We start from the raw sequence: 17,320 nt of genomic DNA on the forward strand, positions 1-17,320 counted from the left end.
TCGAGCTCGGATCAGCGGCGGGTGATGGCGGTGATGGAGGTGGTGCCGCCGGACTCGGCGGTGGCGAAGCGTTGAGAGGATGTGCGCGGGTCGATACCGGGTCCGCGTTCGACCACGGTCACGTCGTAGACGCCGGGCGAGACGGGGTCGGCGAGGATGCAGAACTCGACCGCCGGTTCGAGGGCGTCGATGCCCATGCGCAGGCGCTCCGCCGACGCCATGACGGCTTCCGGTGCACCGACGGCGCGGGCCGCGACCGGGTCACGGTCGTAGTAGAACGCCTTCTCGAAACGCCAGATAGCGCTCAGGCCGGGATCGGTGGTGTCCTCGGTGACCGGCTCACCGGCACCTTGGCCAGCGCACCAGGTGAAGTCCGCGGCGGCAGCGGCGCCCGCTGCCGACTCCGCCGCGACCGGCGGAGCCGTCTGCGTGGTCGGAAGAAGTGGTGCTAGAGCCGCAGTGATGGTGTCCTCGGTGGCTTCGGTGAGGAACGCGGCGGCGGCGCCCACCGCGCCCACCAGAACCAGGAGTGACGCGGTGACCGCCACGGCGGACCGGTGACGACGCCACCACGACCGCCTGGAACCGGGACCGGTGCCGCCGCTGGGCAGGTTCTGGGTCTGCCTGTCGAACGTCGGTAACGGTGCGTCCACGAGAGACTCGTCGTCGGACCCTGGGCCGTGCTGGGCGAGGACGGTGAGGCGTCGGTTCGGCGGGGTGTCGGTGGACGCGGCGGGACTGGCGGGCGGGACGGGTGAACGTTCGCCCGTAGCGGGCGGTGCGGCGGCGAACCAGTCGTCGGCTGCTGTGTCGTCGGGATGAGCCACCGCGGGACCTCCTCGGTCGGGTCGGGCGAGCGTCGGGTGCGGACGAGCGGTGTCGGCCGCACCCGACACCGGTCAGGCCCCGATGTTCAGAGCGGACAGTGCGCCGGTCAGGGCTGCTGCGTCCTGATCGAGCGCCGTGGCGTTGTCGGCGATCACGGTCTCGACCGCGGCCAGAACGTCGGCGCCGCCGGGCATGTCGGTGACCGCGTGGCGGGCCTGCTCGACATAGGCCGGGGCCGTGTCGATCACCTGCAGGACGTCCTGCGGGGGCGTCCACACCGGCGCGGCGGGGGCGAGAGCCTGTGCCTCGGCTGCAGGTGCGAGGACAGGGGCGGGCTCCTCGATGATCTGCTGCTCACCACCCGTCACCGTGGCGCCGAGGAGGCCGCCGAGTGCGGCGCCGGTGACGGTCAGACCCAGGACGATCGGAACGGACAGTGCAGCTCCCGCAACCCCACCGGCCAGCGCGGCTGCACCGGGGATGAACACCCAGCCGACGGGTCCACCCCACACGATCGCCCCGCTACCGGTGCTCGCAGCGACACCGAGCGCGCCGCCGAGTCCTGCCCCGGTAGCCGTGATGACGGTCGCCGGGACGAGCGAGGTCAGAAGCCCTGCGGTACCGCCGGCGACGATGCCGGTGGCGACTCCCGCGGAGATGCGGTCGGCACGGGGCGCGTCGGCGAATCCGGCGTCGACGAGAAAGTTCCCGCCGTCTGCCTGCAAGGCCTGACTGGTGTTGTTGAACTGCACCACCAGGTTCGGATCCACGACATTCCGGTCGTACGGCACGATGTCACCGCCGACGCCGATGTACCCGTCGGGAATGTCGATGGGCGCGATTGCTGTACGACGCAACGTAGGTGCGGGCGGTGGGGATGGACGAGGAGATGGTGTCGCCGCCGCCGCCGGCCCGAGTGCCTGGCTGTCGTAAGACGACTGCTGATTGCCGGATCGGTAGTCGTCGTAGCTGCGCCAGTCGCTCTGCTGCACGCGAGGTGACGCATGGAAGCCCGGTAGGAAATCTCGTTCTGCGGTGGGCTCGGGCGGCTGAGCGAGGGGAGTGGTGTCCGTTGTTCCAGACTGGGCGGTGTCGGGTGCGGTGACGAAGTCCTGCGGCGCACCTTCCGCTATTCCTTGACCGACCGTGAGTGCGATCAAGAGCGGCATCGCGGTGCACGCTCCTGCTCGGTATCTATGAGCGTTGTATCTACCGGGATTGTGTATTGCAGAGTTCCTTGCCTAGTTGGTTGTGGCACAACCACATCGAGGTCATGAGTGCCCGCCCGGGTCTGAGGGTCGAACTCGGGATGACACGGTGGCGTGCCGTTGCGCTCACTGTTCGGTTGTTCCGATCGCGGCTCTCATCTCGCCGCGAAGTCGGGCTCGCACAGGGTGAGCGGTCTCGGTGCGACCCACCGTGCGACGACGAGTCCGTCGTCCGACCACGATTCGTGCTCACGGTCGAGGTGTTGGACCAACGAGCAGCGGAAGCGGTCGCCTGTGACCACGTCGACGACAGTCTCCGCACACCCAGGCCCGGTCGCTCTATTGCTCTCTGATGCCATGTCGCTTACCCCCGTCGTCGTCGCAGGACAAATATAGCAAGAAAAACGCAAATAAAGATAGAGAAATCACCGCCTCCGGCATATCGAGGAGATGTTGTGAGATCTCCAGGTGGTCGGGGTTGATCTTGGGTTTTCTTGCCGGTCCTGGTTCGGACCCCTACTGTTCCGAGCGTGGACGGTTATGGACGTTTGGCCGAGTACGCGTGGAAGCGCCGTACGCAGCTCGGTCTGTCGCGTCCGCAGGTTCGGGAGCGGGGCGGGCCATCGGTGCCGACTCTCAAGGACATCGAGGAGGGGACTGGGCGGACCGTGTCGGCCGGGACGCTCGGCAAGTTGGACACCGGTCTCGAGTGGCAGCCGGGGAGCGCCGCCGATGTCCTCCGAGGTGGCGAGCCGCGGGGCAGGTCGTCGACCGAAGCCGACACCGTTCTGGGACCCGACACGGTGGTCATCTCTGTGAGAGTCGTTCTCGACCTGTTGTCCATCTCCCGTGAACTGGACGCGATTGCGCGTGACCGCCAAGATCTCGCCGAACTGACTGCTCTGTCGCGACGTATGGGAGTTGCCCTGCGTCCGATCTACGGCGAGTACGTCACGCGCTTGTTCGAGGAGAACAGGCGCCAGAACGGTTCGCTGTCGCCGATCTACGCGATGTTCGGGCAACTACTCGACGAGCCGAGCGAGTCGACCGACGAGGCGGAGCGCGAGGAGCGTCTCTACAGACGCTGGCTCGCCGGTCGTGACATCGATGTTCCGACGGAGACGGTGGCCCGGTTCGAAGCGCGACTACACAAGGGGCAGAAGTGACGGGAACTGCAGCGCAGGAGGCAGTGCCAGTCAATCTGCGACTGGACCTGCTATTCAAGGTCTGGCGCACCCGGGATGGCTCGGAGCGAAGCCCCGAGTCTGTGGCATCGGACGTCACTACGGTTCTGGGCAGGCACGTCACCGCACGCGACATCGCCGCCCTACGCGAGGGGACGCGTACTGCCACACGAGACATGCTCGAGGCGATCTCGACCGTGTTCCCGTCGAGCAGCAGCTACCTACTCGATGACTCGGCAGCGCCGAACATCCACAGCCAACTCAGTTTGATCGAAGAGGTGCTCCATGGGGGGATCACCGGCATGAGGCTCCGAACAGGCGACGAACGTCTTCGCATCGAGCACCTCACGGATCTCTTGGCCGACTTGCGCCGCGCGCGCGAGGCCGGCCCCTAACTGCGTTTTCGTCGCACATTCCTGGGGGGGGAAAATGACATTTTCAGCACATGATGTAATTGTGGCTGCCCGCGCCATAGAACTCCTGGTTCCGAGCCCGTGGAACAGGACAGCCTTTCTCGAAGCCCTGTCGCATCACAGAGGTCGGCCGATCGCGCTGGTTCCCATCGACGCGGTGACGCTGCAGGGCTTGCCGTGCGGACTGTGGCTGCAGTTTCACGATCATGACGAAATCGTCTGTCACGCAGACTCATCGAGTTACCACGTCGATCAGACGATCATGCACGAAGTCGGACACATGGTGCTGGGTCACGGGGGATCGACAGCTGCAGACACCACGCTCCGCGAACTCTGCCCGGACATCGACCTCGATGCGCTCGAATCGGTTATGAAGAGATCGAACTTCGATGACGATCAGGAAGGCGAAGCCGAGACCTTCGCTGATCTGCTGATGTCGGCAGCAGTGTCGCGCTACAGGCGTTCCTCCGCGATGCATGACTTCTTGGGTCTGACGTGACGTCGTCTGTGCCGATGGTGGTGTCATGCCCACTGCTGCTGTGGAGCGTCGGCATCCTCGTCGCGAGGCTTGTACTTGTAAGCCGCGCTGCCACCTCGCGTCTCGTCAATGTGGCCCTGGCGCTGGGGATTGGATCTGGTCTCGCTCGTGAAGGAGCCATCCAATCGGCGGTGGCGTCAGCGACCGGCGCCGTGATCGACGTGCCGCTGATCCAGCAACTCGGAACCGTGGCGCTCCTTGTGGCACTTGCACCACTGATCGCAATCGCCCTCCGGTGGCGACGGCCTGAGAGCCACGGCGCGACGACCACAGTGGTGATGATGCTTGCCCTTGCCAGTGGAGCGCTGATGATTGTCGTCGGTTCCGCGGCGCGGGTCTCCGGCGAGTACATCGATGTCCAGCCGGGTTGGCGGACGGCGGTGTACTTCGCGTGTTTCTCTGCGTGGGCAGCGTTCATGCCGTACCTGTACCTGCGTGTCTCTGTGGAGGAGCTGCGCCGCGGTCAGCTGCCGGCGCAGGTGTCGTTGGTGTTCTGGCTGTTCGCGATCGTGGCCGTGTGGGGGTTGGAGGAGGCCATCTCGATCTTGCTGATGGGAGTGTTCGCAGCAGCCGGACTCGCTCGGGACTTCGTGGCCTTGCGGGTGACGCTGAACGAGACCAGCTACACCTACTTGCTGGCTTTAGCCACTTTGTGCGCAGCATTGCCTCTCTGGCGAGCGGTCACCGAGTCGCTGGGCGTCGACCGCTGGTCCCGGTCGATCCGCTCCCTGACGCCGATGTGGTCGGACCTCGTTCGGACCTGTCCGGAGGTCGTCCTCCGTCACCCGTCTCCGCAGTCGTCGCCCGTGCATCGAGTTCATCGCATGTGCGTGGAGATCAGGGATTCACTGAGTCTGCTGGGCCGTTATGTGGAAGACCTCCCTGATGCGGTGTCGGTCGACAACAAGTCAGCCGCGGAGGTCTTCTACCGTGCAGCACATAGACGACGCGCCGACGCGCCGCCCGGAGCGTTCACCAAAGTTCCGATCGAACCGTCTGCCGACTTGAAGCAAGAAGTTCGAGTACTTGCCGCCATCGGTCGGTACTGGCCGACCGAGCCGGGATTCACCGTAAAAACGCAGGGGGAGCAGAGATGATCGACAACACCGTAGGACCTGTTCGAGCGGCGGACCGCGTGCTGCCACATCCACCGCGGCGGCTACCGGTGCTCGGCGACGTCCTGGATCTGCACGTCACCGAGTCCAGCCAGTGGGCGATGCGGGATGCGCAGAAGTACGGATCGATCTACGAACGCAACGTGTTCGGAACCCGCGTGACGTACGTGTCGGGGCCCCTCGAGGTCGCGGCTGTGAACGACGAGACGACGTGGGCCAAGTTCCTCGGTGTGCCGATGGGCAACCTCCGGGCAGTGGCCGGTGACGGGCTGTTCACCGCCTACAACTCGGAACCGTCCTGGGCGGCGGCCCACGCGATTCTGGCACCGGCGTTCTCCCAGTCGTCGATGCGCCGATATCACGACACGATGGTGGGGATGACGAAGCAGATGTTGTCCTCGTGGACCGCCCGTGGGCCAGAAGCCTGGATCGACGTACCTGCCGACATGAACAAGCTTGCGCTCGGAGTGATCGGCGAGGTGGCCTTCGGGTACGACTTCGGATCGTTCGACGACGCAGCACCGCACGAGTTGGTAGTTCGAATCTCTCGGGCGCTGAAGTACATCAACCGGGCCGCGTACTCCCATCCCGCTCTCGAGGCGACCATCTACAGACGTGAACGTAACCAGCACCGGGACGACATCGAGGTAGCTCAACGACTCGTGGACGACATCGTCGCGACGCGGCGCGAGCGAGATGCCCCGGGGACCGGTGACCTTCTCGATCTGATGCTGAGCACCGCGGACCCGGCGACGGGGGAGCGGTTGTCCGATCAGAACATCCGCAACCAGATACTCACCTTCCTGGTTGCGGGCCAGGAGACGTCGGCCGGGGTGATGGCGTTCGCTCTGCATTTCTTGTCGACTCATCCGGACGTGGTCGAGCGGATTCGAGCGGAGCTCTCGTCGGTGTGCCCTGATGGTGATCTCCAGTTCGATCACGTGGGCAAGCTGCGGTACCTGCGGCGCGTCGTCGACGAGACGTTGCGGCTGTGGCCGGTGGCGCCCGGTTACTACCGGAAGGCTCGTCGAGACACGATGGTGGGGGAGCACCCCTTCGAGAAGGGGGAGTGGGTGTTCGTGGTGTTGCTACAGCTGCACCGCGACGCGGCGTGGGGAGCAGATCCAGAGCGGTTCGACCCGGACCGGTTCGAGCGCAGTCGCGTTCCCGCGAACCTCGCTGATCTCTATAAGCCGTTCGGGACCGGACTACGCGGCTGCATCGGTCGGCAGTTCGCCTATCACGAGGTGCTTGTTGCACTTGCACTTATCGTTGGTCGATTCGACCTAATCGGGGACCCCGACTACTCACTGAAAGTAGAAGAGACAGTCACTCTGAAGCCGCGAGGTCTGTCCGTGGAAGTTCGTGAACGAACCGGTCCGGCTTCCTAACTCCCAGGGAGGTCTTATCGGGCAGGTCGGCATAGCGCTACCGACTTCGGGACGGTGTGATTAAGAGTCGTGTAGCCATGGCCGTCCACCATGGTCTCGGGTCATCGGTTGCCGCAAGCTCGGCCGTCTCCGTCGATCCGGTCGAACCCACTGCTGTGGTTGTTGATGGTCCCGTTCCCGCGGCGACCCTTGGAGCGACGCCGGCCGACCCTGATTAGTCGACGTGTACAGGTGTTGATTGCGGGGCATCGGTGATGCATCAAAGCTGTTCGATGCGTCACCAGATCGGTACGGTCCTCGCAGTGGAGCTCACGAGGAGAGACGGCGGGGGACGAGGTAGCTGCCGTTTTGAACACGTGTGCGCTCCGAAAGGTCGGAGAGCTCGCCACCGACTACGACTTCGGACCCTTCGATGACGCAGTTCCGCAGCAGCCGGTGACGTTAGTTATTCGCGCTCAGAGTTTGGTCGCGCTCGCACTCGCACCCGGGCACCCGGGCACCCGGGCGACGATTGGAGATACCCCAGACTCATCTGGTACCACGACGCAATGAATGCCTCCGCGGCTCAGGCCGTTCGGTGTGCGTGGTCGACCCCCCGGCGGAAAGCACAGGCGATCGAGGAGGTCGGGTCAGACCGTTCCGGCCCCCACGGCGTCACGGCCGACCGTCGCGGACTCGACGAGGTTGCTCTTGTCGAGCAGCGTCTCTGCGCGCACCGCGTCGGACCACGCGGTCGTCGTGGCCACCGCCGCGAAGTTCGAGTGCAGCAGCGTCATGAGCGTCGTGTGCACGACCTTCGCGGACGGAGCTTGCACGGGTTGTTGGTGCGGACGGTTTTTCCGGAGATACCTCCGCGGGTGGTCTACGAGCTCACTCCGCTGGGGGAGGGGTTGCGGCCGGTGTTGGATGCGATGAACGCGTGGGCTATGACAATGCCCAGTTCGACCACAGTGCCCAGCTCGACAGTAGAGAAGACGATCGTCGTCACCACTGGGGCGAAGCGCGACACAGATATAGGCAAGACGCATGGCCGCGTACCCCGTCCCGTGCATTCGCGCAGCTAGACCGCGGCCCGCAGGTCAATCGAGGAGTTGGAGTACGTGTCCCATGCGATCACGTTTGGCTGACAGGTAGGCACGGTTGTACCGATTGGCTCGTACTTCGTGCGGCACCTGCTCGACCTTCATTCCGCAGTCCGCGAGTGCCTTCACCTTCGCTGGGTTGTTGGTCATGATCCGAGCGCTCTCGATGCCCAGGTCCTTCAACACAAGGCACGCGATGCGATAGTCCCGACTATCTATCGGATATCCGAGCGAAATGTTCGCGTCGACAGTGTCGAGCCCTTCGTGTCGCTGTAGTTCGTAAGCGCGCAGCTTGCTTCCCAGACCGATACCGCGCCCCTCATGGCCGCGCATGTAAATGATCACCCCGCTGCCTGCTTGCGCCACGCGATCGAGTGCATCCTGGAACTGCGGGCCACAATCACATCGGAGAGATCCTACGAGATCACCGGTGATGCATTCACTGTGTACCCGAACGAGGGGGGCGATGCCGGATGTCACGTCGCCCATCGTTAGAACGAGGTGCTCCAGGCCGTCGTCGGTGGATCGATATGCGATGGCGTCGAATTCACCCCGATCGGTCGGGATCGTGCTTCGTCCCGATTCGACAACTCGTACTTCGGAGTCCCGGCGGAATTTCTGCACATCCGCGATGGTGACGATGGGAATGCCGTGCTCTCGCGCAAACAATTCGAGTTCGGGTCGCCGCATCATGTCGTGCCGGTCGGCGGTGGTCACCTCGCACAGCAGCGCCGCGCCGTTCAACCCAGCCATGGTGCACAAGTCGACCCCTGCCTCGGTGTGGCCCGCGCGTTCCAAGACCCCCCGAGGTCTCGCGAGCAACGGTAGAACGTGACCTGGACGCGCGAGGTCCGTGGACACAACGGCGGGATCCGCGAGCGCACGGATCGTGGCCGCTCGGTCACCTGCACTGATGCCGGTGGTCGTGCCGTGACGATAGTCGACACTGACGAGAAAAGCCGTTCTCAAGGCTTCGGTGTTATTTTCGACCATCAAGTCCAAGTTCAATTCCGAGGCGCGCTTCTCGGTGATCGCAACACAGAGGAACCCGGAAGTATGCGATAGGAAAAATGCAACGTCCGAAGTCTCTGCATATTCTGCGGCCATGATCAGATCGCCCTCGTTCTCACGGTCTTCGTCATCGACGACAAGCACCATGCCTCTGTGTGCGAGGGCAGTCAATGCTGCGGTGATATTCGACATGAACACACTTTCTGCGCGAGGAAATAATTGCCGAGAGTTCGATGAATGCAACAGGACGTCCGATCCACGTCACAAAATATGTCGACCGTCACGGTCTCCAACGAAATTCGGTGGTGGGGCCTTCCGTCCTACTGTTCGGCCAGGGCTCGAAAGGAGCTCCGGTGAAACACGAGGGGATCCAGGTAATCGGCCGCTTCGTGTGGAGTGGACGTGATGTCGTGTATTCGCATCACGACGATCGTGTGGTCGCCGGCCGTCGTCTCGCTGTCGATCGACACGTTCATCGACAGTGAGGCCTTCGACACCAGGAGAGCGCCGCCCGAGTGCTCTGTGGTCGAGACTCCGGAGAATCGATCACCGGTCTTCGCTGCGAGTGTCCGTACGACAGCGTGGTGACCGGCGTTGAGCACGCTGATGCCTAGTCGAGGAATTGCGGACAGCTTCGGCCACGTAGTAGAAGAATTCTGCACGAAAAACGCGACGAGCGGCGGGTCGAGCGATACCGGGACAAATGTGCTGGCGACCATTCCGATCTTCTCCGACCCCGTGTACCCGCATATCGCGACGACACCTGACGGGATGTCGGCGAAGGCGCGTCGTAACTCGATGCCATCCAAGGACTTCATGTGGGCTGTCTCCACTCGGGTACGAAGGTGATTATTGCGTGTCGGAATGGCGGGGGCTGACATGTCGATCGCAACCATTTACCCAGTGTGAGGTGGACACAGCACATTCCAGTAGTGAACCGTGCCACGCAGCGGAACAGGTGACATCAATCGATCCTTCCGGGCCGGGAGGCGGAGGTTCACACGCGCGACGCCGGAGTCTCTCGGACCCCGGGGACCGCCGGCCGACGGGGCGTCGAATTGGACCGTGCACCTTCTTCATGCGAATCGCGCTCGCTGGGTGTCGCTACCTCGCGTCGGCAGCAGTGCAACGACGCGTGTCGACTTGTGTAGTACTCGTCCAGCGGGCACAGTTGACGAGCACGAGGTGGACTCACAGGTCCGGTTGTCGCGCATGGTCGCGGTGCGGAGGCCGGTGTGCGTTCGTGGTGCAAGAAGTGCTGGGTATTGCCCTCACGGGTGAATAGAGGACGCCATGAATGATGGACGAAAAACCGTCGACCCCGACGGGTCGCCGCGAGTAAGAATTCTCGAAGCCGCGTTCGCGATCGCTTCCGAACGCGGATACAATGGCACCACGTTAGCGCTGGTAGCTGAGCAGGCTCGTTTGCCTGTCGGGTCCATCTACTGGCAGTTCAAAAGTAAAGACGAATTGCTGGCTGCTTCTGTCCAACACGGCTACGACGAGTGGCGGCGGACGACCGAGTGGATGAAGCCCTCTGCACAGTCACCGCGAGATTCACGTTTCGATACTGCCGTCGCGAATCTCATTCGAGCGTTGGCGGAATATCCTGCTTTCCCCCGCCTCGGCCTTGTTCTGGGACTGGAGCAGCGGGACCTCGAAACGCAATCTCGTGCGACATTCCGCAGGATTCGATCCGACACGGTAGAGGCCTTGACTGACTGGTGGTCCGACTCGCTACCGGAGCCGACATCGTCGGAGCTGGCCGAAGAACTTGCTTTCGCGACAATTGCCTTGGCGGACGGGTTGTACGTGGCGCGACAGGCAGAGGACTTGACAGACGAAAGTGCGGTACTGAAGCAGATCGAACTGATGGTACGGACTTTCGCCGACGGTAACTAGTCCTCCTTCGAGGAGGGCGAGACCAGTTCTGACAGCCTCGCCTATACTGAGCATCATGGTGGTAAGAGTCGGACTCGGACATTCAGCGCGATGACCGAAAAGGCGTTGAGAACGGTCGATTCCGGGGCTCGCGGCAAGATTCTGACGGCTGCTTTCGAGATCGCCTCGCAACGCGGGTACGACGGGACTACCATCGCTCTGATCGCGAAGCGCGCCGGCGTGAAGGTGGGCTCCATCTATTGGCAGTTCGCCAGCAAAGATCAAATCATCGCCGAGGTGATCGCCGTCAGCTACGACGAGTGGCGTCTCGATTGGAATTCGGCTGGCGAGGAATGGACTTCCGTCAAGGGCGAATTGGCGTCCTGTGATGCCGTCCGCCGAATGAGGTGGGGCGTTGACCGGATGGTCTACCAAATACGGCACGGACTACTCGAGACGCCTGCATTCTGGACATTGAGCTTGATGCTCATCATGGACCAGCGATCGATCGAGACCACTGCTCGGCGGCGCATCAGACAAATCCGGGTGGACGCTCACACCGAGCTCGTGAGGCAGCTGGCGGAGTTGTTGCCGACCCCTGGTGATCGTCCGCTACTCGAGGCGAGTCTCGCGCGCATCATCATGGCGTGGTGTGATGGGTTGGTCATCGCAAAGCACTTCGACGACTCGTTCGACTCGGAGCGAAGTCTCCGACTACTTGCCAGGGGTATCGGCGAAGTTGTCGAGTCCGCGGTGCTGTGAACGACGGATTCATGCCGTGGCCGCCTGCCTTTGTGTAAGTCCGTACTGTTCCGCGATTCTGTCTGCTGATTTCTGAACGAGGCCGGCAACGGCTCGCGGATCGAACTGGGTGGTTGCACCGGACACCGAGATCGCGGCGACGGCACTCCCCTGAAACATGATGGGCGCAGCTACACAGACCAAGCCTAGTGCGGCTTCCTCGCGGTCGAATGCCACACCGTTATGGCGAATGAGCTGCAGTTCGCGAATGAGTCGGCCGGGTTCGCCGATCGAATACGCGGTTCTTTTCGGGAGGCCGGTACGAAGTGCGTCGGCGACAGTCAGATTGTCCGAATTGGCCAACATTGCTTTTCCTAGAGCGCAACATGTGGCGTTGAAGCGGCCCCCGACGCGTGTCGGCGTCGTGGGGGATCGATGGCCCTGCATCTTGTCGAGGTACATCACATCCGTTCCGATCATTTCTGCCAGGTGCACCACATACCCAGTGCGTACGTGCAGGTCACTGAGGTACGGATTGGCTATGTCGCGGATCCCTCCCGTGCTGCACAAGTTCGTGCGGCTGCCGAGCTCGAAAAGTTTGGATCCGACGCGGTACATCTTGGCATTGCGTATGACATAACCCGCTTCCTCGAGGTAGGCGAGAAGACGGAATGCGGTCGACTTGGGCAACTCGGCGCGACGCGCAAGCTCGCTCAGGCTCATCGCGTGATCGACGTCGGAGAAGCAATCAAGGATGTGTAGTGCTTTGCTGACCGACGCCGCCGCTCGGTGCGAGTCGGCAGCCTCGCGGGAATCGATCGGTTCGGCGGACTCGTCTGCAGAAGTCAGCTGCAGTGTCGACCGGCTTGCCATCATGCGTCACTCCTGGTTGTTCGATCAGGGCTCGGAGGGATGGTTCTCGACGAGTCGGCCACGGTCCGTCCCTCTTGAGTGCTCGTTCTAGTAACCAATATCACATACGCGGGTTGCACTGCGCAAGTTTCGACCGCTGCACTGACGCACCGGGCGCTGAGGGCCGACGCGCGTCGACGCCTGACTGCCGACGATCAGTTGTTCGAGGGCCTCACGAAGTGTCCTGGTCAAGCGTGTATGCCGGGCCCGCCCGAACTTGCGGCGCATCGTTCCGGAGAGTGGCACTCCGGTATGGCGACCAGGAAAGTCTGTAGGCATCGTGTGTTGCAGCCGCCCGCGTCAGCTCAGCCCCACACCGTCGCGACAAGGCGGGGAGCCAAGGTTCATCAACAAGGAGCAACCCATGCATGAAGTACTTGAGCGTGTCGAGAAGCTCGCAGATTCGTTCGAGGCGGATGCCGAGAACTCTGACGCACTCGGAAAGCTGACCGACGAAACTGCGTCGAACCTTCGTGAGGCGGGAGTGATTCGCTTGCTTCAACCGATCGAGTATGGCGGTTTCGAGGCGCACCCGGCCGATTTCCTGGACACCGTCATGAAAGTAGGTTCCTGCTCCGGGTCTGCCGGCTGGGTGAGCGGCGTTGTCGGTGTTCACCCATGGGAGCTGGCTCTACTCGACTCCGCAGCGCAGGATGAGATCTGGGGTCAGGATCCGGATACCTGGGTCTCGTCTCCATATGCTCCTTTCGGGCGGGCCCGACGGGTGGACGGTGGGTACATTTTCAACGGGAGGTGGCCATTCTCGACGGGCACGGATCACAGTAAGTGGATCATCGTCGGAGGATTTCTCACCGACGCGTCGGGCGAGGTCACGATGCCGCCGCGCCTCCGTCATTTCCTGCTGCCAATTTCGGACTATGTCATCGAAGAGGGTAGTTGGGACGTCGTGGGCTTGAAAGGTAGCGGGAGCAAGGATGTGACCGTCAAGGATGCATTCGTACCCGACTATCACGTGTTGGACCCCGAAGACTTCGCGGACGGCCGCTTGGCGCGCGAACGTGGCCGAGACAATCCGATGTACTCGATCCCGTTCCTGGTCATGTTCTCCGGAGCGATCGCCGCAGGTACGCTGGGTATAGCCGAAGGTGCTCTGGCCGCGTTCATCGGTTACACACGTGACAGGATCGGGGCGTCCGGAAACAAGGTTGCACAGGATCCGTTTCAATTGGCCTCTTTGGGCGCGGCGGTTGCGGATGTCAATGCCGGTCGTCTCCAGCTCATCACGGACATCAGTCGTATGTACGATGACATAGCTGCCGGCGGGCGCATTACTGAGGAGCAACGAATCACAGCGCGAATCAATCAAGTTCGATCCGCCCGACGTGCCGTCGATGCCATTGACATGTTGTTCGCGCAAGCGGGTGGAAACTCGTTGCGGCTGAGCAATCCACTACAACGGTTCTGGCGCGACATGCACGCGTCGATGAACCACGTATGCAATGTGGCCGAGCCGGTCTACCAAGCATATGGGCACAACAAGTTCGGCCAGCCGATCGCACCGTCGGTCATTTACTGACCCGTCCGGCGCGTGTCCAGTAATCGTGATGGTGCCTGAACGGTCGCAGTGAAACGCGATACTTTGCGTCCGTTCCTTCTGCCCACGATGTACCTCGCTCAGTCCTCGGACGACGGGCGAGGCGCATCGTGGGCAGAGGCGCGTTCGACCGGACCTGACACGCGACCCGGGTGCTGTACCGGACGCCGCGAGGTCTGGCGGACTGGATCTCGTCCGAGTTCGAGTCCGTCGTTCCGCTCCACGGGATGAGTTCTGCGCGAAACGCAGGTCAGCCTCTACGTTCACTAGCATGAGCAGTCAACCATCGCGTGACATCATCGAACTCGCAGATCGGCTTGCCCGGGCAGCAGCTACCGGGGTGCCATGCAAGCCCATCAGGGATGTGCTTGCCTCCGACGACGTCGCATCCGCGTACAGCGTCCAGACGCTGAACATCGAAGCTGTGTTGGCTTCGGGAGGACGTGTCGTCGGTCGAAAGATCGGTTTGACGTCGCCGGCAGTGCAGGCGCAGCTCGGTGTGGATCAACCGGACTTCGGCGTTCTACTCGACGACATGGACGTCTCGGGTGAGGCTGTGATCGGAATGCACCGACTGCTGCAGCCGCGAATCGAAGCAGAAATAGCGTTCGAACTGTCCGCTGATATCACAACGCCTATCGCAGCCGGACAAGCCCCGGATTTCGTCGAGCGGGTCATGGCCGCGTTCGAGATAGTCGACAGTCGTATCGAGGGGTGGGACATAACGTTGGCAGATACCGTGGCCGACAATGCTTCGTCCGGATTGTTCGTACTCGGCGACTCCGTGCCACGGCGCGATTGCCCCGAACTCTCCACGGTCGAGATGACGATGGCCGCCGATGGCCTGCAGGTCTCGTCAGGGGTCGGCTCGGATTGTCTGGGCAGCCCATGGGAGGCGTTGGCGTGGCTTGCAAATACAGCGCTGACATATGGGTCAGGGCTTCGTCGCGGCGACGTAATTCTTTCCGGTGCACTCGGGCCGATGGTGCCCGTGACACCTGGATCCACCTACAGGGCCTCGATCACCGGAATCGGTGATGTGATCGCCGTGTTCAGCGAATGACCTCCGTCGCGCATCGTTTACACATTCGAACCACCTAACTCGGAAGCAGAACGACATGACACGAGTCAAAGCAGCGGTGATCGGCTCAGGAAATATCGGCACCGATCTCCTGATCAAACTGAAGCGAGTTGCCAAGAACGTCGAGATCGCAGTACTGGTCGGAATCGACCCTGCGTCGGACGGTCTCGCGCGTGCTCGGCGAATGGGCATCAGCACCGTCGACTCCGGCGTTCACGGGCTCATCGAACATCCCGACTTCGGCGATATCGCCATCATCTTCGATTCCACGTCGGCGAAGGCTCACGTCGCCAATGCCGAAGCTCTTGCTCCCTATGGGAAGAGGCTCATCGATTTGACGCCTGCTGCGATTGGCCCGTACGTCGTGCCCGCGGTCAATCTGGAGGAGCATCTCAGCGCGCCCGATGTGAACATGGTGACGTGTGGTGGCCAGGCGACAATCCCGATTGTAGCGGCAATCTCGGCGGTGACACCGGTCCAATACGCCGAGATCGTGGCATCGATCGCATCGAAGTCTGCTGGTCCGGGAACGCGGGCGAATATCGACGAATTCACTGAGACCACGTCCGAAGCGATCGAGAAAGTGGGCGGCGCGAAGCACGGAAAAGCGATCATTGTTCTCAACCCGGCCGAGCCTCCGCTAATCATGCGTGACACGGTCCTGACTCTGGTGACCGATCCCGATCAGGACGCTATCCGGGCGTCGGTGCACGCGATGGTCGCCAAGGTGGCGTCGTACGTACCGGGCTACCGCTTGAAGCAAGAGGTGCAGTTCACCGAACTCGATGACTCGGAATCCGTCGCAACACTGACCGGCGGCGTCGAAATGGGCCCCGGGCTGTGGAAAGTATCGGTGTTTCTCGAGGTGGAGGGTGCCGCTCACTATCTCCCCGCCTATGCCGGGAATCTCGACATCATGACGTCCGCAGCCCTTCAGGTCGCGGAACGTATCGCGGATAAGATGAGTCTGGAGATTGCACGATGACCGAGATGACGACACGACCGAACGCCACCGACGGTGCTGCCCTTTATATCCAAGACGTCACACTCCGCGATGGCATGCATGCAATGCGCCATCGTATCTCTCCGGCAAATGTCGCCCGCGTTGCCGCGGCCTTGGACGCAGCCGGCGTCGACGCCATCGAGGTCACTCACGGAGACGGACTCGCGGGGCATTCCCTGACCTATGGACCGGGCAGTAACACAGATTGGGAATGGATCGAGGCGGCCGCGGACGTGGTGCATCGAGCCAAGCTCACTACTCTGCTTCTTCCGGGGGTCGGCACCGTGAAGGAATTGGAACAGGCTTTTCGACTCGGTGTGACCTCCGTTCGAGTGGCTACCCATTGCACTGAAGCCGACGTGTCCGCTCAGCACATCGATAAAGCACGCGAGCTCGGAATGGATGTCTCAGGATTTCTGATGATGTCGCATCTGGCGGAGCCCGCTCAGTTGGCCGAGCAGGCCAAGTTGATGGAATCGTATGGGGCGCATTGTGTGTACGTGACCGACTCCGGTGGCCGGTTGACGATGAACGGGGTCCGCGAACACGTGCGGGCGTACCGGGATGCGTTGGACCCGACGACGCAGATCGGTATCCACGCGCACCAGAACCTGTCCCTGTCCGTCGCCAATTCGGTTGTCGCTGTGGAGGAAGGGGTGACGCGCGTCGATGCGTCCCTTGCCGGGCACGGTGCCGGCGCGGGAAACTGCCCGATCGAACCGTTCGTGGCTGTTGCCGACCTCCATGGTTGGAAGCACAGTTGCGACTTGTTCGGGTTGCAGGATGCAGCCGATGACATAGTCCGTCCGCTGCAGGATCGGCCGGTGCAAGTGGATCGTGAGACGCTCACCTTGGGGTACGCCGGGGTGTACTCGAGTTTCCTTCGCCACGCGGAGGCTGCTGCCGAGAGGTACGGCCTCGACACACGCGCGATTCTCCTCGCCGTCGGCGAGCGCGGACTTGTCGGCGGTCAGGAAGATCTCATCACCGATATCGCACTCGACCTCGCTGCCCGGAGTAACTGAAACCAGCCGGTTCTGCAGGCTGCCTCCTCTCGACAAAGGACTTTCGATCTCATGTTCTCCAAGGTGTTGGTGGCCAATCGCGGCGAGATCGCGATTCGTGCGTTTCGTGCGGCGTACGAACTCGAGGCGCAGACGGTGGCGGTGTTCCCGTTCGAGGACCGCAATTCGGTGCATCGGACCAAGGCCGACGAGGCGTACGAGATCGGCGAGCCGGGCCATCCGGTGCGCAACTATCTGTCGGTGGATCTGATCGTCGATGCGGCGAAGCGGTCGGGTGCGGACGCGATCTATCCGGGGTACGGGTTCTTGTCGGAGAATCCGGAGTTGGCGGCGGGGTGCGCGGAGGCGGGGA

At 62.5% G+C, this 17,320-nt stretch carries 19 protein-coding genes; 13 read left to right on the forward strand and 6 right to left on the reverse strand.

The genetic code is table 11. The annotated features are described in order from the left end of the window. Window positions 1-11 precede the first annotated feature (11 nt). Together RU01_RS17365 and RU01_RS17370 are read right to left on the reverse strand one after the other, a co-directional pair. Window positions 12-827 (reverse strand): hypothetical protein, encoded by an 816-nt coding sequence (locus tag RU01_RS17365; protein WP_156148974.1) that lies wholly within the window; start codon window positions 825-827, stop codon window positions 12-14. A 72-nt stretch (window positions 828-899) separates the two neighbouring features. Further along, window positions 900-1,997 (reverse strand): hypothetical protein, encoded by a 1,098-nt coding sequence (locus tag RU01_RS17370; protein ID WP_042575832.1) that lies wholly within the window; start codon window positions 1,995-1,997, stop codon window positions 900-902. A 569-nt stretch (window positions 1,998-2,566) separates the two neighbouring features. Here RU01_RS17370 and RU01_RS22250 point away from each other — a divergent pair. The 5 genes from RU01_RS22250 (at window position 2,567) to RU01_RS17395 (ending at window position 6,677) form a co-directional block, all read left to right on the forward strand. After that, window positions 2,567-3,202, forward strand: coding sequence for a hypothetical protein (locus RU01_RS22250; RefSeq protein ID WP_052493344.1), 636 nt, complete (start codon window positions 2,567-2,569; stop codon window positions 3,200-3,202). Further along, window positions 3,199-3,615, forward strand: a complete 417-nt coding sequence (locus RU01_RS17380; RefSeq protein WP_042575833.1) for a hypothetical protein — start codon at window positions 3,199-3,201, stop codon at window positions 3,613-3,615. The genes RU01_RS22250 and RU01_RS17380 overlap by 4 nt, the downstream gene beginning before the upstream one ends. 175 nt (window positions 3,616-3,790) lie before the next feature. After that, window positions 3,791-4,132 carry an ImmA/IrrE family metallo-endopeptidase gene (locus RU01_RS17385; protein ID WP_231568755.1) on the forward strand — a complete coding sequence of 114 codons (342 nt, stop codon included), beginning with the start codon at window positions 3,791-3,793 and terminating at the stop codon, window positions 4,130-4,132. 14 nt (window positions 4,133-4,146) lie between these two features. Next, complete coding sequence (locus tag RU01_RS17390) at window positions 4,147-5,268, forward strand: DUF6545 domain-containing protein (protein ID WP_331386544.1); 1,122 nt, start codon at window positions 4,147-4,149, stop codon at window positions 5,266-5,268. Then, on the forward strand, window positions 5,265-6,677 hold the full coding sequence (locus RU01_RS17395; protein ID WP_042575836.1) for a cytochrome P450: 1,413 nt from the start codon (window positions 5,265-5,267) through the stop codon (window positions 6,675-6,677). Before RU01_RS17390 ends, RU01_RS17395 begins: the two co-directional genes overlap by 4 nt. A gap of 629 nt (window positions 6,678-7,306) precedes the next feature. Here the strand turns inward: RU01_RS17395 and RU01_RS23410 are convergent. Next, window positions 7,307-7,492, reverse strand: a complete 186-nt coding sequence (locus RU01_RS23410) for a hypothetical protein (RefSeq protein ID WP_042575837.1) — start codon at window positions 7,490-7,492, stop codon at window positions 7,307-7,309. Window positions 7,493-7,501: 9 nt separating this feature from the next. Between RU01_RS23410 and RU01_RS23415 the strand changes: the two genes are divergently transcribed. Beyond that, on the forward strand, window positions 7,502-7,741 hold the full coding sequence (locus RU01_RS23415; RefSeq protein ID WP_231568756.1) for a winged helix-turn-helix transcriptional regulator: 240 nt from the start codon (window positions 7,502-7,504) through the stop codon (window positions 7,739-7,741). Between the two features lie 15 nt (window positions 7,742-7,756). On the opposite strand, the gene ribA is transcribed toward RU01_RS23415, so the two are convergent. Continuing rightward, entirely contained in the window at window positions 7,757-8,962 is a 1,206-nt protein-coding gene (gene ribA / locus RU01_RS17405; protein ID WP_042575855.1) for a GTP cyclohydrolase II, read from the reverse strand. Between the two features lie 128 nt (window positions 8,963-9,090). Continuing rightward, a complete protein-coding gene (locus RU01_RS17410; protein WP_042575838.1) occupies window positions 9,091-9,588 on the reverse strand; it encodes a flavin reductase family protein in 498 nt (165 codons plus the stop codon). A gap of 475 nt (window positions 9,589-10,063) precedes the next feature. Here RU01_RS17410 and RU01_RS22590 point away from each other — a divergent pair, with 475 nt between their 5' ends. Both RU01_RS22590 and RU01_RS22260 read left to right on the forward strand, forming a co-directional pair. Beyond that, window positions 10,064-10,672: a TetR/AcrR family transcriptional regulator gene (locus tag RU01_RS22590; RefSeq protein ID WP_042575839.1), complete on the forward strand. Its 609-nt coding sequence runs from the start codon at window positions 10,064-10,066 to the stop codon at window positions 10,670-10,672. Between the two features lie 90 nt (window positions 10,673-10,762). After that, entirely contained in the window at window positions 10,763-11,413 is a 651-nt protein-coding gene (locus tag RU01_RS22260; protein ID WP_052493346.1) for a TetR/AcrR family transcriptional regulator, read from the forward strand. A gap of 9 nt (window positions 11,414-11,422) precedes the next feature. Here the strand turns inward: RU01_RS22260 and RU01_RS17425 are convergent, their stop codons facing one another. After that, the gene (locus RU01_RS17425) at window positions 11,423-12,268 is read right to left on the reverse strand and encodes an IclR family transcriptional regulator (RefSeq protein WP_052493347.1); all 846 of its coding nucleotides are present in this window, start codon (window positions 12,266-12,268) and stop codon (window positions 11,423-11,425) included. A 400-nt stretch (window positions 12,269-12,668) separates the two neighbouring features. On the opposite strand from RU01_RS17425, the gene RU01_RS17430 reads away from it, so the two are divergent. The 5 genes from RU01_RS17430 to RU01_RS17450 form a co-directional block, all read left to right on the forward strand. After that, window positions 12,669-13,841, forward strand: a complete 1,173-nt coding sequence (locus tag RU01_RS17430; RefSeq protein ID WP_042575840.1) for an acyl-CoA dehydrogenase family protein — start codon at window positions 12,669-12,671, stop codon at window positions 13,839-13,841. Window positions 13,842-14,130: 289 nt separating this feature from the next. After that, window positions 14,131-14,922 carry a 2-keto-4-pentenoate hydratase gene (locus RU01_RS17435; protein WP_042575841.1) on the forward strand — a complete coding sequence of 264 codons (792 nt, stop codon included), beginning with the start codon at window positions 14,131-14,133 and terminating at the stop codon, window positions 14,920-14,922. 55 nt (window positions 14,923-14,977) lie between these two features. Then, window positions 14,978-15,925, forward strand: a complete 948-nt coding sequence (locus tag RU01_RS17440) for an acetaldehyde dehydrogenase (acetylating) (protein WP_042575842.1) — start codon at window positions 14,978-14,980, stop codon at window positions 15,923-15,925. Next, entirely contained in the window at window positions 15,922-16,968 is a 1,047-nt protein-coding gene (gene dmpG / locus RU01_RS17445; RefSeq protein WP_042575843.1) for a 4-hydroxy-2-oxovalerate aldolase, read from the forward strand. Before RU01_RS17440 ends, dmpG begins: the two co-directional genes overlap by 4 nt. A 51-nt stretch (window positions 16,969-17,019) precedes the next feature. Next, on the forward strand, window positions 17,020-17,320 hold a 301-nt coding region (locus tag RU01_RS17450; RefSeq protein ID WP_042575844.1), incomplete at its 3' end, for a biotin carboxylase N-terminal domain-containing protein.

The organism is Rhodococcus sp. MEB064, assembly GCF_000834565.1.
Classification (GTDB): Bacteria; Actinomycetota; Actinomycetes; order Mycobacteriales; family Mycobacteriaceae; genus Rhodococcoides.